Annotated in this window: 16 protein-coding genes; 5 read left to right on the top strand and 11 right to left on the bottom strand. The window is 66.6% G+C overall.

Features of this window, described 5'->3' with window-relative positions; genetic code table 11:
* Nucleotides 1–20 precede the first annotated feature (20 nt).
* The 8 genes from ABE543_RS06070 to ABE543_RS06035 form a co-directional block, all read right to left on the bottom strand.
* Nucleotides 21–1,151, bottom strand: coding sequence for a CfaE/CblD family pilus tip adhesin (locus ABE543_RS06070; RefSeq protein ID WP_346475432.1), 1,131 nt, complete (start codon nucleotides 1,149–1,151; stop codon nucleotides 21–23).
* Nucleotides 1,148–3,907 (bottom strand): TcfC E-set like domain-containing protein, encoded by a 2,760-nt coding sequence (locus tag ABE543_RS06065; protein WP_346475431.1) that lies wholly within the window; start codon nucleotides 3,905–3,907, stop codon nucleotides 1,148–1,150. Before ABE543_RS06065 ends, ABE543_RS06070 begins: the two co-directional genes overlap by 4 nt.
* 52 nt (nucleotides 3,908–3,959) lie before the next feature.
* On the bottom strand, nucleotides 3,960–4,478 hold the full coding sequence (locus ABE543_RS06060; RefSeq protein WP_346475430.1) for a CS1 type fimbrial major subunit: 519 nt from the start codon (nucleotides 4,476–4,478) through the stop codon (nucleotides 3,960–3,962).
* A gap of 290 nt (nucleotides 4,479–4,768) precedes the next feature.
* Nucleotides 4,769–6,046, bottom strand: a complete 1,278-nt coding sequence (locus ABE543_RS06055; RefSeq protein WP_164150898.1) for a citrate synthase — start codon at nucleotides 6,044–6,046, stop codon at nucleotides 4,769–4,771.
* Between the two features lie 296 nt (nucleotides 6,047–6,342).
* A complete protein-coding gene (locus ABE543_RS06050; RefSeq protein WP_005410871.1) occupies nucleotides 6,343–6,585 on the bottom strand; it encodes a type B 50S ribosomal protein L31 in 243 nt (80 codons plus the stop codon).
* Nucleotides 6,586–6,673: 88 nt separating this feature from the next.
* On the bottom strand, nucleotides 6,674–7,612 hold the full coding sequence (locus tag ABE543_RS06045; RefSeq protein ID WP_065175735.1) for a nucleoside hydrolase: 939 nt from the start codon (nucleotides 7,610–7,612) through the stop codon (nucleotides 6,674–6,676).
* A gap of 299 nt (nucleotides 7,613–7,911) precedes the next feature.
* Complete coding sequence (gene recG, locus ABE543_RS06040; RefSeq protein WP_346475429.1) at nucleotides 7,912–10,023, bottom strand: ATP-dependent DNA helicase RecG; 2,112 nt, start codon at nucleotides 10,021–10,023, stop codon at nucleotides 7,912–7,914.
* Nucleotides 10,024–10,030: 7 nt separating this feature from the next.
* The gene (locus ABE543_RS06035) at nucleotides 10,031–10,417 is read right to left on the bottom strand and encodes a RidA family protein (protein ID WP_053519454.1); all 387 of its coding nucleotides are present in this window, start codon (nucleotides 10,415–10,417) and stop codon (nucleotides 10,031–10,033) included.
* A 197-nt stretch (nucleotides 10,418–10,614) separates the two neighbouring features.
* Between ABE543_RS06035 and catB the strand changes: the two genes are divergently transcribed.
* Nucleotides 10,615–11,247, top strand: a complete 633-nt coding sequence (catB, locus tag ABE543_RS06030) for a type B chloramphenicol O-acetyltransferase (RefSeq protein WP_111186780.1) — start codon at nucleotides 10,615–10,617, stop codon at nucleotides 11,245–11,247.
* A 172-nt stretch (nucleotides 11,248–11,419) separates the two neighbouring features.
* Here the strand turns inward: catB and ABE543_RS06025 are convergent, their stop codons facing one another.
* The 3 genes from ABE543_RS06025 to gmk form a co-directional block, all read right to left on the bottom strand.
* The gene (locus ABE543_RS06025) at nucleotides 11,420–13,582 is read right to left on the bottom strand and encodes a bifunctional (p)ppGpp synthetase/guanosine-3',5'-bis(diphosphate) 3'-pyrophosphohydrolase (RefSeq protein WP_053519455.1); all 2,163 of its coding nucleotides are present in this window, start codon (nucleotides 13,580–13,582) and stop codon (nucleotides 11,420–11,422) included.
* Between the two features lie 106 nt (nucleotides 13,583–13,688).
* On the bottom strand, nucleotides 13,689–13,988 hold the full coding sequence (gene rpoZ / locus ABE543_RS06020; RefSeq protein ID WP_005410877.1) for a DNA-directed RNA polymerase subunit omega: 300 nt from the start codon (nucleotides 13,986–13,988) through the stop codon (nucleotides 13,689–13,691).
* 110 nt (nucleotides 13,989–14,098) lie between these two features.
* A complete protein-coding gene (gmk, locus tag ABE543_RS06015) occupies nucleotides 14,099–14,764 on the bottom strand; it encodes a guanylate kinase (protein WP_053519456.1) in 666 nt (221 codons plus the stop codon).
* Nucleotides 14,765–15,115: 351 nt separating this feature from the next.
* Between gmk and fdnG the strand changes: the two genes are divergently transcribed.
* The 4 genes from fdnG to fdhE all read left to right on the top strand — a co-directional run bounded on the left by fdnG (nucleotide 15,116) and on the right by fdhE (nucleotide 21,007).
* Nucleotides 15,116–18,184 carry a formate dehydrogenase-N subunit alpha gene (gene fdnG / locus ABE543_RS06010; protein ID WP_146256248.1) on the top strand — a complete coding sequence of 1,023 codons (3,069 nt, stop codon included), beginning with the start codon at nucleotides 15,116–15,118 and terminating at the stop codon, nucleotides 18,182–18,184.
* A gap of 10 nt (nucleotides 18,185–18,194) precedes the next feature.
* Nucleotides 18,195–19,112, top strand: coding sequence for a formate dehydrogenase subunit beta (fdxH, locus tag ABE543_RS06005; RefSeq protein WP_065181684.1), 918 nt, complete (start codon nucleotides 18,195–18,197; stop codon nucleotides 19,110–19,112).
* On the top strand, nucleotides 19,109–19,756 hold the full coding sequence (locus tag ABE543_RS06000) for a formate dehydrogenase subunit gamma (protein ID WP_053519460.1): 648 nt from the start codon (nucleotides 19,109–19,111) through the stop codon (nucleotides 19,754–19,756). Before fdxH ends, ABE543_RS06000 begins: the two co-directional genes overlap by 4 nt.
* Nucleotides 19,757–20,023: 267 nt before the next feature.
* Complete coding sequence (fdhE, locus tag ABE543_RS05995; protein WP_346475428.1) at nucleotides 20,024–21,007, top strand: formate dehydrogenase accessory protein FdhE; 984 nt, start codon at nucleotides 20,024–20,026, stop codon at nucleotides 21,005–21,007.
* The last annotated feature ends 2 nt before the right edge of the window (nucleotides 21,008–21,009 follow it).

Here is a 21,009-nt window from a genome sequence, read left to right as displayed (position 1 = left end):
GATCGGGTTCCAGGGGAAGGTCAGAGGCGGTCGGTCGGCAGGCGCATTTCGAGCTTGAGGCGGCCGTCGTAGTAGCCCTCGCGTTTCTCGGACGCCGGCACACGGGGGGTTTCCAGGGTCAGCGGCGTGGGCACGCAGTACACCCACTGGTTCATGTCGGGCAGCATCACCAGCCGCAGCTCGGCGGTATCGATGCCGCGCAGCAGCACTTCCTCGTTGTTGCGCAGGGCGATCTTCTGGCCGCTGTGGTCCAGGCTGAGCTGGTAGTCCAGGCGGTCCTGCGCCTCGCGCCCACCGTCGCGGTGCCAGACCGAGTACTGCGATGGCGGACGGCCCGGCGCGGCGGGGCCCATGTCACGTGCGGTGATGGCCAGATACTCGCTCTGCGAGCCCATGCCGTCGTACAGACACATGTCCAGCACGGCGGTGCCACCGATCGTGCCGGGTGAGGGAATCGGCCGGTAGTCCAGCTGCAGGCCCACCAGCGGCTCGGCCATGCCGAACTCGGGCAGGTAGATCATGGTGCGGTCGCGATCGGTGATGGTCAGATCGAACCGGAACACATGGGTGGCGATGATCGGGCCGTCGGGATCGATGCGCAGGTTGAGGCGGAGTTCTGCAGTCCAGCGGCCGGCGACCAACTGCGCGATGTCAACTTCCTGAAGGATAAGCGCTGCGCTTGTTCCACCTGGTGGAATCAGGCATTCGTTGACCTGCGAGGTCCACAAGGGATACTCACCGGGATGCCAAAAATCGATCGAGCAGAAGCGCTCCCACTCGACACGTTCAAGCCAGCCAGTGAGCGCAACTCCGATCACTTGTCCACTTCGATGGTCGCGAAAATCTAGCTGCAGTTGGCGCCTTCCCGCCGGCCCCTCCTGCGTATCACGCGTCGGACAACGCCCATACGCAGGGTCTTCATCACACGTCAGATGGATCTTCCCGTACCCCAGCTCCACCTCCCCATACCCGAGCACCGTCCGCGGCGCCCACAGCTCCAGCGCTTCGGGCGCGGAGCGGTCGAAGGTGCGGACGATGTCCGTGGTGATCACGCCGGTGGCCGGCGTCGTTGCCGGTGGGCGCTGTGCCAGCGCCTGTGCACTGCCAAGCAGGCAGGCCGCGGCCAGCAGCAGCCTCCATGCGGTCCTCATCGCGCACCTCCACTCATCACGTTGCGTTCGTTGCGCCCCGCGACCGGGGCCAGTTCGTTGAGCAGCCGCTGTACCCGCGCCTGGTGGCGGATCGGTGCCGGCAACTGCTCCAGCGCCAGCGGTTCGCACTGCACCTGGCCGACCAGCAGCACCACGCTGCGGCGCTCACGCACGGTGAGCGGGCACTGCAGCAGGTCGCCTGCACGCAGCAGGTAGAGCACCGGCTCGCGCTGCGGGAACTCGGCGATGAAGCCGCCGTCGCGGCCCAGCGAGGGCACCGGCGCATTGAGGATGCGGGCGCCTTCCAGCGGGGTACCGGCGATGTCGCGTGCGTTGCCGATGAAGGTGTAGGTCACGTCCAGCGTGACCGGCAGCGCGATCACCTTTCCCGGTAGCAGGAAGGCGTGCTGCGCCGCGCCCAGGCGGGCGACACGCACTGCGGCGTCGCTGTCGTGCGCACTGGCGTCCTGCACGTCCACGCGGTGACGCTGGTAGCCGCCCAGCGGCAGCAGCCGGCGCTCGCCGAAGCCGAGGATGCGGCGCCGGTTGCTGCCGGCGCGGATGTCGGCAGCCGCGCCACTCAGCTCCAGATCGCGCGCATCGTCCACGCTGACCACTACCCCGGCATCGGCGCCATGGGCGCCGCCCCAGTGCAGCCCGCGTGCGGACAGCGACAGCCCCGACGTGTGGTTGCCGCTGTAGGCCAGTTCACCCCCACCGTGGTGCTGGTAGTACGACACCGATGCACCGCTCTGCCCGAAGCGGTTGTCGATACGGGCGCTGGCCAGCGCGCTGTAGCGGTCGTCGTTGTACGCGCTCAGCTCGGCGCCCAGATCGCGCGCGTCGCCGTCGCGCTCCTGCCGCAGCGAATGCGACAGGCCCAGGCGGGCATCCGGGCGGCTGTGCTGGGGCTGGCGCATGTCCAGCGCCACGCGCTGCTGCACGCTGCCGTCGTCGATCCGCTGCAGCCGCGAGACTGCAATGTTCAGGTAGAGGCCGCGATCACGGGCAGGCCCGCGCCCGCTGCCGGTGTCGGTGTCCTGCTGCCACACCCCCAGCCGGCTGCCGATGCTCAGTCCACGCCACTGCCGGGTACGGCTGTAACTGGCCTGCAGGCTGCGCGAGGTCTGCGCAGGACGCAGCGCCGGCACATACGGCGGCAACAGGCCCGGCGGCAGGCCTGTCCAGGCATCGTCGTCTTCGCCGGGCAGGCTCCACTCCGGGGTGAAGCTGCGCCGGCGCGTGTATCCCAGGTACAGGCTGCCGCCGAACAGGGGCGCCGATACCGAGGCACTGAGCGCATCGACACAACCGAAGCGGTCATGCAGTACCGGCGTGCTGCTCTGGCAGGCGCCACCGCGCAGGCGTTGCCGATAGACATTCCAGGAGGCGTAGTGGCGATAGCTCAGCTGCTGCTGCAGGCCGTGGCTGCCGTCGCCTCCGTTCAGCACACCGACCATCGCCTGCAGGTCATGCCGCCCGAACTGCTGGCGTCCCTCCAGGCGCAGTTCGCCGTAACCGGTATCGGCGACGCGGGCGATACCCGCTGTCATGCCGTAGTTGCGCGCAAGGGGGATGCGCAACCCCGCCTGTACCGCCGTGTCGGACGCATCGCCGATGTCACTTGCACGTGTCGCATGCGCACGACGCCGCCCGCCCTGCACGAACCACTGCAGGCTGCGCTCGGACCAGTCGCCGCCCCGGCTGAAGGGCGCCTCCTCGCTGCGCACGAAGCGGCCATCCTCATAGATGCGCAGGGTGACGGTGTAGCTGCCGAGCGGAAACCGGCGCGTATCGAGATCGTTAACACCGGCCTGCAGGTAAAAGGTCTGCAGCAGGCGATCACCGTCGAAGGCGTCCACGCGTGCATCGCGGCCGAGCAGCACGGTCAACGGGGTGGAGGTGACGTTCGCGTCGGTATCGACGTAGGCCTGCGTGGTACCCACGCGCAGCCCTTCGAAGCGATCCAGCGGCAGCATGCCGAAACCGAAGGTGCCGCCCTGCTGGCTGGACAGATTGCGCCGGTCCATGCGGCCCAGCTGCACGTAGTGGCGCTGGGCAAGATCGTGGCGATAGTAGAGATCGTCCAGCTGGAAGCGGTCATGCGCGCGATAACCCTGCCGCGCCTGGCGGCTGTAGTTCCAGCTGCTGGCGACATGGCCATCGCGCAGCACGCCAAGCACCGTGCTGCCCTGCACGCTCAACGCCTGATAGCCATCCCCCCCACTGAAATTCACGGTCTGCTGCTGCAGCAGCGCGTTCTGTGCCTGCTCGGACACCTGGTGGAACGGCGAGCGCTCCGCGCTCTGCTGTGGCAGCCACCGGCGTGCCGGAAACAACATCAATACGCCATCGCTTTCATCGAAGATGGCGTGCACCTGCGCAGGATCGTCCGGACTGTCGATCCAGCCGCAGCCGGGATCCGGTTGGCCGTAGGGACACGCCAGATGACTGTTGCGCGGCAGCGGTGCAGCCAGTGCCGCCTGCAGCGCGTCGCGCGCATCGGCGCTGAGACCCAGGGCTTCCAGAACCTGCGCGGGCTGGTCCAGCTGCACCGTATCCAGCGTGACCCAGGCGGACCACAGGCCGGCCGACTGCCCGAACAGGCGTACCTCGACACGCTCGGTCTGGCCGCTGGCGAGGTCTTCGAAACCGGCCGGTACCGGCCGTGCGTGGACAGTCGGCAGGGCCGGAATGGCCAACGTCAGGGCGAGCGCGACCGCCAGCCGGCTGTGGGCAGGTGCAGGTATCAACATGGGGAGACAACCGATGGCCGGCCGGCCCGCGCACGGGCCGGCGCGGTGGGGATTACGGCGCGGCGGTGTTCTGCGACACGACCAGCGCAACGGTGCCGCTGTACAGGCCCGCGAAGTTGATCTCGCCGGACACGGTCTGCTGCACGCGCAGCGGCATGGCGATCGACGCACCCGGAATCGCGCTGTCGAACAGGTCGTCTGCAGCGAAGTCGATCGGGGTGGTCTCCAGGGCGCGGCCGTTGAGGCTGACCGTCAGCGGCACGTTGATGGCACCCGGTGCGGCCAGGTCGGGACGCAGCACGGCGTCGGCCGCCAGGCGTACGCTGACGTCCTTCTCGGTGTCATTGGTGAAGATGCGCACATCTTCGGTCCACGACGACAGGCCGGCACCGCCGGCGCGGTAGACCAGCTGCACCGCGTCCGGCAGCGCGGTGCCGTCGGCCTTGAGCAGGGACAGGGTCGGATCGACGTTCGCCCACACGGTGATGTTGGTTTCCGCGGCGGCCTGCGCGGTCAGCGAAGCGCCGGCGAGCGCCACGGCCAGGGCGGCCTTCTTGAACATGTGCGACATGGTTTCTCTCTCTGATGGATTGGGTTGCCTCCTGGATGGAAGCACTGCCGGCACGGACCTGCCCTGCCAGCAGCGCGGTCAAGGTATTGATCGGCTCCTGCGGTGTACATGCAACGTTTCTTGATTGCCGATTACGCGTACTTCTGCGACATCACACACGCATCGCGCGTGCCGTGACCAGCAGAATGCGACGCTTTCGGCATTGCTCCGGCCAGGGCACGACCACGGCATGGGCAAAAAAAAAACGCCCCCTTGCGGGGGCGTTCTTCCACGTTGCGGTTGCGGGGCGATCAGCCCTGGTAGTCGCGCACGTCGCTGCCGGTGTAGACCTGGCGCGGACGGCCGATCTTCATTTCCGGATCGACCTGCTGTTCCAGCCAATGCGACACCCAGCCGGAGGTACGGCCCAGGGCGAACATGACGGTGAACATCTCGGTCGGAATCTGCAGCGCCTTGTAGATGATGCCGCTGTAGAAATCGACGTTCGGGTACAGCTTGCGGGCGACGAAGTAGTCGTCCTGCAGCGCGGCCTGCTCCAGCTTCACGGCCACGTCCAGCAGCGGGTCCTGCACGCCCAGCTGCTTGAGCACCTTGCTGGTCATCTCGCCGATGACCTTGGCGCGCGGATCGAAGTTCTTGTAGACGCGGTGGCCGAAGCCCATCAGGCGGAAGCCGGAGGTCTTGTCCTTGGCCTTGAGCACGGCCGATTCCACGTTGTCGGCCGAACCGATTTCTTCCAGCATCTTCAGCACGGCTTCGTTGGCACCGCCATGGGCCGGACCCCACAGCGCGGTGACGCCTGCGGCAACCGACGCATACGGATTGGCACCGGTCGAGCCGACCAGGCGCACCGTCGAGGTGGACGCGTTCTGCTCGTGGTCGGCGTGCAGGATGAACAGCAGGTCCAGCGCCTTGACCACGTCCGGATTCAGTTCGTACTGGCCGTCGGCCGACTCGAAGGTCTGCTTCAGGAAGCGGCTGACGTAATCCAGCGAGGTGTCCGGCGTGTTGGCCGGCAGGCCCTTGCCGTGACGGTAGATCAGCGCCGAGAGGGTCGGCACCTTGGCGATCAGGCGCACGGCGGCCTGGCGGCGCTGCTCGGCGTCGGACAGGTCCAGCGCGTCGTGGTAGACGGCCGACAGCTGCGCGATCGCGGCAGCCAGGATGGCCATCGGATGGGCATCCTTGGCGAAGCTGCCGATCAGGGTGTTGATCGAATCGGGGACGTTGGCCTCGGCAGCCAGCTCATCGGTGAAGGCCTTCAGCTGCTCGGCGCTCGGACGCTCGCCGTTGATCAGCAGGTAGGCCACTTCGACGTAGCTCGACTTTTCCGACAGCTGTTCGATCGGGTAGCCGCGGTACAGCAGCACGCCCTTGTCGCCGTCGATGTAGGTGATGGCGGACTTGCAGCTGGCCGTCGCGGTGAAGCCGGAATCGTAGGTGAAGAACCCCGTTTCCTTGGTCAGCTTCGCGATGTCGACGCAGTCGTTGCCAAGGGTGGGTTTGATGACGGGCAGAACGACCGACGTGTCGCCGGCGTTGAGCGTGACCTGATCAAGATCGGACACTGTGTGCGCTCCTTCATGGGAAGGCGCCTGCCCAAGCGCATTGGTCAGGCACGTGAATGACGTCCACGACCTGTGTCGTGGATCACGCCATTATCGCACAGCAGCATTTGCCCGGTGCTAGACGGAAGTCGTAGACGGCAGGCGGCCGGAACCCGGCCAGCGAGTGGCCCGGATCGGCAAAAGCGTTGTCACGCGAACGCAGTGTTCTGTCCATCCAAACGCCTGTTGGGCAGGCGCCGGGGAAAAACAAACGGCCGCGCAGAGCGCGGCCGTCGGTTCGGAGCGGGATCGACAGATCAGCGCGCGTAGCGCTTCTGGAACTTGTCGATGCGGCCCGAGGTGTCGATGACCTTGTGCTTGCCCGTGTAGAACGGATGCGAAGCCGAGGAAATTTCAACCTTGACCAGCGGGTATTCGTTGCCGTCTTCCCACTGGATGGTTTCCTTCGTCGCCATGGTGGAGCGGGTCAGGATCTTGAAATCGGAGGTGACGTCATGGAAGACGACGTCGCGGTAGTTCGGATGGATATCGGCCTTCATGGGCTCACACCGTAAATGGGCTGGTGGTCAAGAGCGGCATTATAAGCACCGGCCGCCCCTTGGGGCAACCGGTTGCGTGGATCCGCGCTCAGTCCGCGCCAAGTGCCTGCCGCACAAGGCTTTCGAAGCGGGCCTGGTCGTAGGCCATCAGCAGGTCGCAGTTGTCCGGCTGGCCGGTCTGGCGGTTCCAGTCGACGAGGGTCGCGCCGCGACTGAACGTTCCGTTCAGTTCCACGTTCAGCGGCCGCGATTCCACCCGCAGCTGCCCTTCCGGGTTCAGCGCCCAGGCCATGGCCAGGGCATCGGCGGTGTACCAGCGTCCGCCCTTGCTGTCTTCGGACAGGCCACGGGTCTTGCGCGAGATCAGCTCATAGAAGCGGGCGCGCTCCGAATCGGCCTGCAGCCACGTCTCGGCCTGCTGCAGCGGCAGGCCGTGGGCGACGGTGGCTTCCCAGTCCGACACCAGCAGGTGCTTGAATGCGGTGAACACCACGTGCGCCGCTTCCGGATCGAAGGCGATGTTGAACTCCGCCGCCGGCGTGATGTTGCCGTGGCAGGTGACCGCGCCGCCCATCACCACGATGCGCTTGATGCGCTGAGGCAGGGTCGGGTCCAGCTTCAGCGCCAGCGCCAGGTTGGTCAGCGGGCCGAGCATCACCAGCATCAGTTCGCCGGCATGTTTGTGCGACAGGCGCAGGATCGCCAGCGCGGCATGCTCGGCTTCGGCCTGTCGACCCGGCGGTGGCAGATCGACATCGCCGTAGCCATCACGGCCGTGCACATGCGCGGCATCGACGGAGGGATGCAGCAGCGGATCGGGGCTGCCGGCAAACACCGGCACGTCGGGACGGCCGACGATGTCGCAGAGCTTGAGGGCGTTACGGACGGTGTACTGCAGGCCGACATTGCCGGCGGCGATGGTCAGGGCGACCACGTCATGCCGTTCATCGGCAAAGGCCATCAGCAGGGCCAGGGCGTCGTCCACACCGGGATCGGTGTCGATCAACAGGGGGATCTTGTGGGTCATCGTTGCCGTCTTCAGATCGGCAACGAAGTGTGGACCGGGATGATGACCGTTGCAAGTATGGGGGTTCTGGCAGGGCTGTGCCCTGCACCCGCCGAATCAACGGCAAACGCCAGAGCAACGGCAAAAGCTGGTTTTCTGGGGGATGGCGGGGGTGGGTCCGACAGTTTCCCGCGGCCTGTCGGAACGGCATTTTGCTCTGGTAGGTGTCGACCTTGGTCGACACCTCCACGGGATGATCGAGAAGGCTGTCTGTAGAGTCGAGCCATGCTCGACTCCCGCGCGCAGCGCACAGAGGCCGCTTACGCCGAGGCGTAGCGCACGGCCGTGCCGATCCAGCGGCTGACCACGCGGTCGGCCAGTGCGGGCTGCTGGGCCAGCAGGCGCTCGGCCAGGTCATGCACGCCGGGCAGCAGGCCGGCGTCGCGTGCCAGATCGGCGATGCGGAAGCCGGCCAGGCCTGTCTGCCGCGTGCCAAGCAGTTCGCCCGGCCCGCGCAGTTCCAGGTCCTTCTCGGCGATGACGAAGCCATCGTTGGTTTCGCGCATGGTCTGCAGACGCTCACGCGCCATCTGCGAAAGCGGTGCCTGGTACAGCAGCACGCAGCGCGACACCGCCGAACCGCGGCCGACGCGACCGCGCAGCTGGTGCAGCTGGGCCAGGCCCAAACGCTCGGCGTTCTCGATCACCATCAGCGAGGCATTGGGCACGTCCACACCCACTTCGATCACCGTGGTCGCCACCAGCAGGTCGATGTCACCGGCCTTGAACGCGAGCATGGTCGCCTGTTTCTCGACGGCCTTCATCCGCCCGTGCACCAGCCCCACGCGCACGCCCGGCAGCAGCGCCTGCAGCGATTCGAAGGTGGCCTGTGCGGGCGTGGCATCCAGCTCTTCGCTTTCCTCGATCAGCGTGCACACCCAGTACACCTGCCGTCCTTCCGCGCAGGCCAGGGCGATACGTTCGATCAGCTCCGGCCGGCGGTCGTTGTTCAGGGCCACGGTCTGCACCGGCGTACGGCCCGGCGGCAGTTCGTCGATGGCCGATACGTCCAGGTCCGCGTACTCGGACATCGCCAGCGTGCGCGGAATCGGTGTGGCGGTCATCACCAGCTGGTGTGGCACGCTGTTGCCACCGGCGCCCTTGTCGCGCAGCGCCAGGCGCTGGTGCACGCCGAAGCGGTGCTGTTCGTCGACGATGGCCAGGGCGAGGTCCTGGAACACCACCGCCTCCTGCATCAGCGCGTGGGTACCGACCACCACCTGCGCTTCGCCATTGGCGACCTGTTCCATCACCTTCGCGCGCGCCTTGCCGGTGACCTTGCCGGCCAGCCAGGCGATACGTACGCCCAGCGGCTCCAGCCAACCGCGCAGATTGTTGAGATGCTGTTCGGCCAGCAGTTCGGTGGGCGCAGCCAGCGCGACCTGCTTGCCCTGCTCTACCGCCAGCATGGCGGCCAGCGCGGCCACCACGGTCTTGCCGGAACCCACGTCGCCCTGCACCAGCCGCAGCATGGGACGAGGTCGCGCGAGGTCTTCGCGGATCTGCTTGAATACGCGCGCCTGCGCGCCGGTGAGGGCGAACGGCAGCTGCTTCAGCAGCGCCTTGGCCAGCGCACCGGGGCCGGCCAGCGGCGGCGCATGATGCGCCTGCAGCGCGATGCGCTGGCGACGCAGGCTGAGGTGGTGCGCCAGCAGTTCTTCCATCGCCAGCCGGCGCTGCGCCGGATGGGTGCCGGCGGCCAGCGCGGCCAGGTCGGCATCCGGTGGCGGCCGGTGCACCGTCAGCAGCGCACTGCGCAGCGACGGCAGGCCGAGGCCATCGAGCCAGCCGACGGGCAGCAGTTCCAGCGCGGCTTCTTCAGGCAGGCGATCCAGCGCCTGGCCGATCAGCCTGCGCATCGTCATCGGGCCCACACCTTCCACCGTGGGATACACCGGATCGAGGCGGTCGCCAAGTTCAGGATCATCGTTGCGCCCCAGCACCTGGTAGCTGGGATGAACGATTTCCAGGCCAAGGTGGCCCGGCTTGGGCGTACCGAAACAGCGCAGGCGGTTGCCGACCGCGAACTGGCCGACCTGCTGCTGGCGGAAATGGAAGAAGCGCAGCACCAGGGTGCCCTGCCCCTCGTCCTCGACCGCCACCTTCAGCATCGGCCGGTAGCGCATGCCGCGCTCGACCGCGACGACGCGCACTTCCACCTGTGCCGGCACGCCGGATCGCAGGTCTTCGATGCGGGTCAGCCGGGTCCGGTCCTCATAGCGCAGCGGCAGGTGAAGCCAGAGATCCTGCAGGGTGGCCAGGCCACGCGCCTGCAGCTTGGCGGCCACGGCCGGACCCACGCCGGCGAGCATCGCCAGGGATGCTTCGCCGGACGGTGACAGGACCGGAGTGACCGCCGCCTTGCGTGCCACGGGGGCGTCAGTCGATGACCATCACCGCGTCGACCTCGAAGTTGGCGCCCTTCGGCAGGCCGGAGACTTCGATGGTGGAACGGGCCGGGAACGGAGCCTGGAAGTAGTCCTGCATGACCGCGTTGACCTTGGCGAACTCGCCCAGGTCGGTCAGGTACAGGCCAAGGCGCACGACCTGGTCCAGCGAACCGCCGGCAGCTTCGGCCACGGCCTTGAGGTTGTCGAACGCGCGGCGGGCCTGGGCTTCGACATCACCGGCACCGACGATGTCGCCGGTCGCCGGATCAAGCGGGATCTGGCCGGAGAAGTACACGGTGTTGCCGGCGCGCACGGCCTGCGAGTAAGGGCCGATGGCGGCAGGCGCCTTTTCGGTGTTGATGATCTGGCGGGACATGGTCGCTCCGGTGCATTTGGAAAACAGAGCGGCGATTGTAGCAACCCGGTAGCGCCGGGCCATGCCCGGCGACGTTTGGTTCATGCTGCGTGGCGCGCTCGCCGGGCATGGCCCGGCGCTACCGGTGCACCATCCACCCATGGTCTCCGGGCCGGGCGCATCCGTAGACTGGCTGCTGATTCCTGTGGGACCAAGCCATGGCAAACGTGTTCGACTCCCCCTTCAAGGGCAAGCTGCTGACCGAAATGGTCACCAACCCCAACATCCTCGTCGGCCGCTACAGCTACTACTCCGGCTATTACCACGGGCACGGCTTCGACGACTGCGCGCGCTACCTGCTGCCTGATCGCGACGACGTGGACAAGCTGATCATCGGCAGCTTCTGCTCGATAGGAAGCGGCGTCAGCTTCATCATGGCTGGCAACCAGGGCCACCGGCACGATTGGGCATCGACGTTTCCGTTCTTCTACATGCAGGAAGAGTCGGCCTTTGCCGCGGCCAATGACGCCTTCAGGCCGGCCGGTGACACCGTGATCGGCAACGACGTGTGGATCGGCGCCGAGGCGATGATCCTGCCGGGAGTGCGCATTGGCGATGGTGCCGTGATCGGTAGCCGGGCACTGGTGACCCGCGACGTGGCGCCCTACGCCATCGTGGGCGGCAACCCGGCCAAGGTGCTGCGCAGCCGGTTCGAAGCGGAGGACATCGCGCGGTTGCTGGAAATGGCGTGGTGGGAGTGGCCGCTGGCGCAGATCAAGGCGGCGATGCCGTTGCTGACCGCTGGGGATATCCCGGCGCTGCATGCGTATTGGCGCGAACAGGCGGCGTGATCCGACCTCGCGCATCGTGTGCACGGAATATCATCCACGCATGGCGTGGATCTACTTCAATCCGGGCCTGCGATGCGCCATCCGTAGAGCCGAGCCCATGCTCGGCTGCTTCAGGCAAGAGCAGCCGAGCGTGGGCTCAGCTCTACAAGAACCATCCACGCATGGCGTGGCTTTACTGGCGGCGCACCGACTGCACGACCGACAGGCGGCGCAGGCGCCGCATGACCTCGGCCAGGTGGTTGCGGTCGCGCACCTGGATGTTGAACGCCAGCACGGCAGCGTTGAAGTCGCGATCCAGATAATCCACGCGCTCGATGTTGGACTGGCTCTGCGCGATCGCGGCGGCAAGTTGGGCCAGCACGCCGGTGCCGTTCTCCACTTCCACCACCAGCGAGGTGTCGTAGTCACCGGAAACGGTGGTATCCCAGCCGATCAGCACCCAGCGCTCGGGCGACTTGCGCAGCTCGGCCAGGTTCGGGCAGTCCATCCGATGCACCACGATGCCCTTGCCGGCGGTGTGGTAGCCCATGATGTCGTCGCCGGGAATCGGCTGGCAGCAGCCCGCGAAGGTGACCACGCCGCGCTCGCTGCCATTGATCAGGATCTTCTCCTGCGAGTGGTGGCGCGAATGCGGGCCGCCACGCAGTTCCGCATAGGCCATCAGCGCCTGCGCGGCCTGGGTCGGCATCCAGTTGCCGAGCGCGACTTCGGCCAGCAGGGCCTCCAGACGCGGGAAACGGTGCTCGGCCAGGAATGCATCCAGGCGCCCCTTCGGCAGCCGCTCCAGCGAGGAATCCATCGCCTCCAGCGCACGGTCAAGCATGCGGTGGCCCAGCTGCACGGCGTCCTCGTGCTCCAGCTGCTTGAGCTGGTGGCGGATCGCGGTGCGCGCCTTGCTGGTGACCACGAACTCCAGCCACTGTGGTTTGGGCGTGGCCGAACGCGCGGTGATGATCTCCACCGACTGCCCGGAGACCAGCTTGGTGCGCAACGGCACCAGCTTCTTGTCCACGCGCGAGGCCACCGCCATGTTGCCGACATCGGTATGCACGGCGTAAGCGAAATCGAGCGCGGTGGAATTGCGCGGCAGGGCCAGGATCTTCCCCTTCGGCGTGAACAGGTAGACCTCGTCCGGGAACAGGTCGACCTTCACGTTGTCGAGGAATTCCAGCGAGGAGCCGGCCGCGCGCTGCGAATCGATCAACTCGACGATCCACGCGTGGGCACGGCTCTGCGCGCTGTTGGGCGAATCGCCACCGAACTTGTAGGTCCAGTGTGCGGCCACGCCTCGCTCGGCAATCAGGTCCATTTCCTCGGTACGGATCTGCACCTCGATCGGCGAGCCGTACGGTCCGAAGAGCACGGTGTGCAGCGACTGGTAGCCGTTGGCCTTGGGAATGGCGATGAAGTCACGGAAGCGGCCGTCCAGCGGCTTGAACGTGGCATGCACCGAGCCCAGTGCGTGATAGCAGGTGGGCACGCTGCGCACGACCAGGCGGAACCCGAACACGTCCATCACCTGGTCGAAGCTCTTGTTCTCGTCGCGCATCTTGTTGTAGATGCTCCACGGCGTCTTGATGCGGCTGACCAGGCGGTGTTCGATGCCCTCCTTCGCCAGGCGCTGCGACAGCTGCACTTCCACCTGCGCCATCGCCTCGCGGCGCACCACCGGCTGGCTGCGAATGTGCTTTTCCAGGATCGCGTGGCGCCACGGATACAACGCCTTGAAGCCCAGGTTCTGCAGCTCGCTCTTGACCAGGCTCATGCCCAGTCGCTGCGCGATCGGCGCGTAGATCTCCAGCGTCTCGCGGGCGATGCGGCTCCTCGCTTCGCGGCTCTGGGCGCCCAGCGTACGCATGTTGTGCAGGCGGTCGGCCAGCTTGATCATGATCACGCGCAGGTCGCGCGACATCGCCAGCAGCATCTTGCGGAAGCTCTCCGCGGCAGCTTCCTGGCGGTCCCGGAACTTCAGCTTGTCCAGCTTGGTCACGCCATCGACGAGTTCGGCAACCGGCTCGCCGAACTCGGCGGCCAGCGCCTCGCGGGTCAGCGGCGTGTCCTCGATGGTGTCGTGCAGGATCGCGGCGATCAGCGCTTCGACATCCAGGCCGAGCTCGGCCAGCACCTGCGCAACCGCCACAGGATGGGTGATATAGGGCTCGCCCGACTTGCGTGTCTGCCCAGCGTGCGCAGCGGCCCCGACTTCCCAGGCACGGCGCAGCAGCGGCAGCTGCTCCGGCGGCAGGTAATGGGCGGCGCGTTCAAGCTGGAGGACGTAGTCGGGTACGGCGGCAGTGGGGGCTGCGGCGACCTTGGCAGTGGGGCCTGGGTTCATGCCCGAAGCCTATTCCAGCGCGACGTTTACGGCAAATCCTGAATGCGAAACAGCCCGCACGGGGCGGGCTGTTCGGCGTGTCCAGCGATGACGTTGATCGATGCGATCAATCGTCGTTCTTGGACATGTCTTCATCGGCGACCACTTCCGCGGCGGCCCACTCCAGCGCTTCGCGCTCGGCGCGCTCACGCTCGGCCTTCTCGACTTCGTCGATCAGCGCGTTGTCGATCTTGCGGGCAGCGATCTCGCGCAGCGCCAGCACGGTCGGCTTGTCCTCGGTCTCGCTGTTGTCCAGCGTGGCCTGCACGCCATTGGCGAGCTGGCGGGCACGCTTGGAGGCCATCATGACCAGCTCGAAACGGTTGTTAACGACTTCCAGGCAATCTTCTACGGTGATGCGGGCCATACGGGCTCCCGGCGACCGGTCGGCCGCTCAGTCGAATGAGGGAAAGGGGACGGAGTGTACCGGCAGGGGCTGGACAAAATCAAGCCAACCCTCACCCGATTCTTTTGGAATCAGTCAGTTGCGCCCGGATCAGGGGTCAACAGGGCCTGGATCAGCCCGGCGTGGCGGACCTTCTGGGCCTCGCGGCGCAGGCGGCTGGCGGTGAAGATCGCGCACAGCTCGTCCACGGCGGTGTCGAACACCTCGTTGACGATGACGTAGTCGAACTCGTTGAAGTGCAGCATCTCGTCGCGGGCGGCGCCCAGGCGCTGGGCGATCACCGCCTCGCTGTCCTGCCCACGCTTGCGCATGCGGTCCTGCAGGGCCTGCTTGGACGGCGGCAGGATGAACACGGTGACCGTGCCCGGTACCAGCTGCCGGACCTGCTGCGCGCCCTGCCAGTCGATCTCCAGCAGCACATCCTGGCCGGCCGCCAGCTGCGGTTCCACCGACTGCCGCGCCGTGCCCTTCCAGTCTCCGTGCACCCATGCATGCTCGAAGAAGTCGCCCGCAGCAATCATCTGCTCGAACTTCTCTGCGGTGACGAAGTGATAGTGCTCACCGTTCACTTCACCCGGTCGCATGGCCCGCGAAGTGAAGGAGATCGACAGGGCAATCTGCGGGTCGCGGGCCAGCGTCGCGTTGACGATGCTGCTCTTGCCGGCGCCTGAAGGGGCGGCAACGATGTACAGCGTGCCGCGCGCGATGGTGGCCGACGGGGTGGACGGGGCGCTCATGCACGGAACCCAACTGGTTGATTTCGCAAAATTTTTCCTCGATGTTCCAGACATGGCGCGGAGGATCGCGCCAGGACGGCGGGGACTGCGCGGAACATCCTGGAACCAGGCCCGGCAGACGGCTCCCCGGGGTGCGGGCACGCAACTTTACCAGAGCGGCCCCTCCCCGCGCCCGGCCACACCCGGCCGGCCTTGTGCCACATGGGCATGCGGGGGGCTGTGCTATAACCGGGGCATTGCGGTCGTTCCCGGAAAGACGCTCGCGGCATGCTGGCGGTTCTCCCCTTCGACGGCCGTACCCACCGACAGCCCGGAGGCCTGCACGCCTCCCCGCCATCCAAGGAGAACGGCATGCCCTCGATGAGTCGCCGCCAGTTCCTGAAGGTCACCGGGACAACCCTGGTGGGCTCCAGCCTGGCCCTGATGGGCTTCGCGCCCGGCATCGCGCTCGCGGAGGTGCGGCAGTACAAGCTGACCCGCGCCACCGAGACCCGCAACACCTGTACGTACTGTTCGGTGGCCTGCGGGATCCTGATGTACAGCCTCGGCGATGGCGCCAAGAACGCCGAGCCGAGCATCTTCCACATCGAGGGCGACCCGGACCATCCGGTCAACCGCGGCACGCTGTGCCCGAAGGGCGCCGGCCTGGCCGACATCATCCACAGCAAATCGCGCCTGCTCTACCCGGAATACCGGGCACCGGGTACGAACGAGTGGAAGCGCCTGAGCTGGGACGACGCTCTGGACCGCATCGCGCGGCTGATGAAGGAAGACCGCGACGCCAACTTCGTGCAGAAGAACGAGGCGGGGCAGACGGTCAACCGCTGGCTGACCACGGGCATGCTGGCGGCCTCGGCCACCAGCAATGAAACCGCGGTGTTGACCCACAAGGTCGTCCGCTCGCTTGGAATGCTCGCATTCGACAACCAGGCACGTGTCTGACACGGCCCGACGGTGGCAGGTCTTGCCCCGACGCTAGGCCGAGGTGCGATGACGAATCACTGGGTCGACATCAAGAATGCCGACCTGATCCTGATCATGGGTGGCAATGCCGCCGAGGCACACCCGTGCGGGTTCAAATGGGTGACCGAGGCCAAGGCACACAACAAGGCCCGCCTGATCGTCATCGATCCACGCTTCAACCGCTCGGCCGCGGTGGCCGATGTCTACGCGCCGATCCGCACCGGCACCGACATCGTGTTCCTGGGTGGCCTGATCAACTACCTGCTGGCCGAGGACCGCATCCAGCACGAGTACGTGCTGAACTACACCGACATGTCGTTCCTGGTGAAGGACGAATTCGCCTTCACCGACGGCCTGTACTCGGGCTATGACCCGCAGAAGCGCAGCTACGACCGCTCCAGCTGGGACTACCTGTATGGCGACGACGGTTACGTACGCAGCGACCCGACGCTGAAGGACCCGCGCTGCGTCTACAACCTGCTCAAGCAGCACTACGCACGCTATACCGTGGAGATGGTCGAACGCATCTGCGGTACGCCCGCCGACAGCATCCGCCAGATCTGGGACATGATCGCGTCCACCGCCGGCAAGGACAAGGCGATGACCATCCTGTACGCGCTGGGCTGGACGCAGCACTCCGTCGGTGCGCAGAACGTGCGCGCCGGCACGATGGTGCAGCTGCTGCTGGGCAACATCGGCGTGGCCGGCGGCGGCATGAACGCCCTGCGTGGGCATTCCAACATCCAGGGCCTGACCGACATCGGCCTGATGTCCGACCTGCTGCCGGGCTACCTGACACTGCCCAGGCAGGACGAGCAGGACTACAACGCCTACATCGCCAAGCGCACGCAGAAGCCGCTGCGCGCCAACCAGATGTCGTTCTGGCAGAACTACCCGAAGTTCCATGTCAGTCTGATGAAGTCGTGGTGGGGCGATGCCGCCACCGCCGACAACAACTGGTGCTTCGATCACCTGCCCAAGCTCGACAAGCCCTACGACATGCTGCAGGCCTACGAGCTGATGAACGAAGGCAGGATCCATGGCTACATCTGCCAGGGCTTCAACCCGCTGGCCTCGGCACCGAACAAGGGCAAGCTGATCAGCGCGTTCTCCAAGCTGAAGTTCATGGTCAGCATGGACCCGCTGGAAACCGAAACGATCGCCTTCTGGCAGAACCATGGCGCACTGAACGACGTCGACCCGAGCACCATCCAGACCGAAGTGTTCCGCCTGCCGACCACCTCGTTCGCCGAGGAGAACGGCGCGGTGGTGAACTCCTCGCGCTGGCTGCAATGGCACTGGAAGGGCGCCAACGCACCGGGCGAAGCGCGCAGCGACATCGAGATCATGTCCGAGCTGTTCCACCGCATCAAGGCGCTGTACGAGAAGGACGGCGGCGCGTGGTGGGAGCCGGTGCGCGACCTCGCCTGGAATTACGCCGACCCGAAACTGCCGACGCCGGAAGAACTGGCGATGGAGTACAACGGCAAGGCACTGGTGGACGTGTTCGATCCGAAGGACCCGACCCGGCTGGTGCGCAAGGCCGGCGAACAGCTGGCCGCGTTCGGCGACCTGCGCGACGATGGCAGCACGTCTTCCGGCTGCTGGATCTACATCGGTGCGTGGGGGCCTACCGGCAACATGATGGCACGGCGCGACAACAGCGATCCCACCGGTATCGGCAACACGCTGGGCTGGGCCTGGGCGTGGCCCGCCAACCGCCGCGTGATGTACAACCGCGCCTCGTGCGACGTCGCCGGGCAGCCGTTCGATCCACGACGCACCCTGCTCGCCTGGAACGGCAGGAACTGGGGCAACATCGACGTGCCCGACTTCAAGGCCGATGAAGACCCGGCCGGCGGGATGGGCCCGTTCATCATGAACCCCGAGGGCATCGCCCGCTTCTTCGCCAAGGCCGGCATGGCCGAAGGCCCGTTCCCGGAACACTACGAGCCCTTCGACACGCCGTTGCGCAGCAACCCGCTGAGCCCGGGCCAGGCGCTGACGCTGAACAATCCGGCCGCGCGCGTGTTCGACAGCGACCGCGCGCAGATCGGCTCGCCGGACGAGTTCCCGCATGTGGCCACCACCTACCGGCTGACCGAGCATTTCCACTTCTGGACCAAGCACGGCAAGCTCAACGCCATCATCCAGCCGGAGCAGTTCGTCGAGATCGGCGCAGCCCTGGCCGACGAGCTGGGCATCGGCAACGGCAGTCGCGTGCGGGTCAGCTCCAAGCGTGGGCACATCGAAGCCGTAGCGATGGTGACCAAGCGCATCAAGGCACTGCAGATCGATGGCAGGACGGTGCACCAGGTGGGCGTGCCGATCCACTGGGGCTTCCTGGGTGCTGCCAAGCCCGGTTACATCGCCAATACGCTGACCAACGCCATCGGTGACGGCAATTCGCAGACGCCTGAATCGAAGTGCATCCTGGTCAAGGTCGAGAAGGTGTAGGAGACACGCCATGTCACTGCAATCGCTGGACATCATCCGCCGCTCGGCCACCACCACGCCCTCGCCGCAGGCGCGCGGCGCCCACACCGGGCAGGTCGCCAAACTGATCGACGTGAGCAAGTGCATCGGCTGCAAGGCCTGCCAGGTCGCCTGCATGGAGTGGAACGACCTGCGCGACGAGGTCGGCAGCTGCGTCGGCAGCTATGACAACCCGCCGGACCTGAGCGACCAGTCGTGGACGGTCATGAAGTTCCGCGAGTACGAGGACGAGAAGGGCAAGCTGGAGTGGCTGATCCGCAAGGAGGGCTGCATGCACTGCAGCGACCCGGGCTGCCTGAAAGCCTGCCCGTCGCCGGGCGCGATCATCCAGTACGCCAACGGCATCGTCGATTTCCAGGAGGAGAACTGCATCGGCTGCGGCTACTGCGTGACCGGCTGCCCGTTCGACGTGCCGCGGATCTCCAAGAAGGACCACAAGGCCTACAAGTGCACGCTGTGCTCGGACCGCGTGGCCGTGGGCCAGGAGCCGGCGTGCGTGAAGACCTGCCCGACCGGGGCGATCACGTTCGGCAGCAAGCAGGCGATGACCGAGCATGCCGCCGGCCGCGTCGAGGACCTGAAGTCACGCGGCTACGAGAATGCCGGGTTGTACGACCCGCAGGGCGTCGGTGGCACCCACGTGATGTACGTGCTGCAGCACGTGGACAAGCCGGAGCTGTACGCCGACCTGCCCAAGGACCCGCGCATCAGCCCCATGGTCGAGGTCTGGAAGGGGGTGGCCAAGCCGCTGGGCGTGCTGGCAATCGCCGCGACAGCCTTCGTGGGCTTCCTGCACTACATCGGCATCGGCCGCAACACGGTCAACGATGAGGAGGAAGAGCAGGCCGAGCACGAAGCAAAGAAGATCGAAGAGGAGCAGCGGCCATGAAGTACGCCCCGCACCCCCGCCAGATCGTGCGCTACCGCGCTCCGACCCGCATCAACCACTGGATCGTGGCGATCTGCTTCGTGCTGACCGCGCTGTCCGGCCTGGCCCTGTTCCACCCTGCGCTGTTCCCCTTGACGGCGCTGTTCGGTGGGGGGCCGTGGACACGCATCCTGCATCCCTTCGTCGGCCTGGCCATGGTGGTGGGCTTCGCCCTGCTCGCCTTCCGCATGTGGCGTGACAACCTGCCTACCGCCGACGACCGCGCATGGCTGCGCGGCATGCGCGAAGTGCTGCGCAACGAGGATGAGACACTGCCACCGGTTGGCCGCTTCAACGCCGGCCAGAAACTGCTGTTCTGGGCGATCATCGGCTGCCTTTCGGCGTTGCTGCTGACCGGCTTCGTGATCTGGCGGCAGTATTTCAGCCATCTGTTCCCGATCGGCGTGATCCGTTTTTCGGTGCTGGTGCACGCACTGTTTGGCTGGGTACTGGTGTGCGCCATCGTGGTGCACATCTATGCCGCGATCTGGATCAAGGGTTCGGTGCGCGCGATGACCCAGGGCAAGGTGACCTATGGGTGGGCCTACAAGCACCATCGGCAGTGGTTCAGGGACATCCTGCGCGGGCGGCGCGGAGAGGGGTAACGGCAGGGCCTGCGGCCCTGCACCCGCCGGATCAACGTCAACGTCAACGTCAAAAGCAGGTTGCCGCCGGATGGCGGGGTGGGTCCCGCTGCTGTTGGTGGGTGTCGACCTTGGTCGACACGATGAACACGGCAACAACCAATGGGGTCAGATCCGTTTTCCAGAGGAAAACGGATCTGACCCCGACCTTTCAGATGGCCGGCAACACGCTGGACGCCGGCGTCGACAACGGCGAGGATGGAGGCTGGTTCTTCCGGCTGGCCCCGCATGGTGCAACGCATCCTTGAACCCGGTGAGATCGAGACGCTGGCCTCGCGCGATGTCCCGCGCATCATCCTGCCGGATGCCGCCTCGCTGTTCGGCGGACGTGCGGACCGGCTGCGCAGCCTGGCCGGACGCAGTGCCATCGGTGGCTACCTGCAGCTGCTGGCGGCACTGGCCGATGCACAACAGGCGCTGCTGGACGAACTGACGCCGCAGCAACGCGAAGCGCTGCAGGCGCAGGCCCGCGCGCAGAAGTCGAGCGCGGCGGCCAGCGCCGGCATGCCATTGCGGCCCGCCAACACACTTCAGCTTGATGGCCGATGGCGCGACTGGTTGCGCGCGCTGTGCCGGCACTGCGCCGATGAAGCCGGGCTGCCTGCGGAGACCCGACAGGAACTGCAACGGGTTGCCGCGGCCGCTGACGCCTGGCTGGATGCACAGGCGCATGCGGTGCTGGAGCGCGACGACGCACCGTCGCTGGACGCGGTCGCTGCCCTGCTGGTGATGAACGCGCTGCAGGTGTACTGGGCCGTACTCGCGGCCAGCTTCCGCCCCACCGACCTGAAACCGCTTGCCGATGCACCCGGGCTGTGCCCGCTGTGCGGCTCGTTGCCGGTGGCCAGTGTGGTGCAGGCGCGCCCACCCTACGCCTCCTACCGCTATCTGTCGTGCTCGCTGTGCGCCTGCCAGTGGCACTACGTGCGCGTGCAGTGCAGCCAATGCGGCGCGGCCGGCAAGGACATCGCCTATCGCGCGCTGGCCGAGGTCGATGGCGATGCAGGCGAGGTGGTGCGTGAAGGCGCGATCCGCGCCGAGACCTGCGATCACTGCCACAGCTACCGCAAGATTCTGTATCTGGAGAAGGATCCGGCGCTGGAGCCGGTCGCCGACGACCTCGGCACGCTGGCGCTGGATCTGTTGCTGGGCGAGGAAGGCTACATGCGCGCCAGCCAGAATCCGCTGCTCTGGCAGTCCGACGGCGACTGAAC

Source organism: Stenotrophomonas sp. TWI169 (assembly GCF_039674705.1).
GTDB lineage: Bacteria > Pseudomonadota > Gammaproteobacteria > Xanthomonadales > Xanthomonadaceae > Stenotrophomonas > Stenotrophomonas maltophilia_P.
This window is presented reverse-complemented; position numbering and strand designations above follow the sequence as displayed.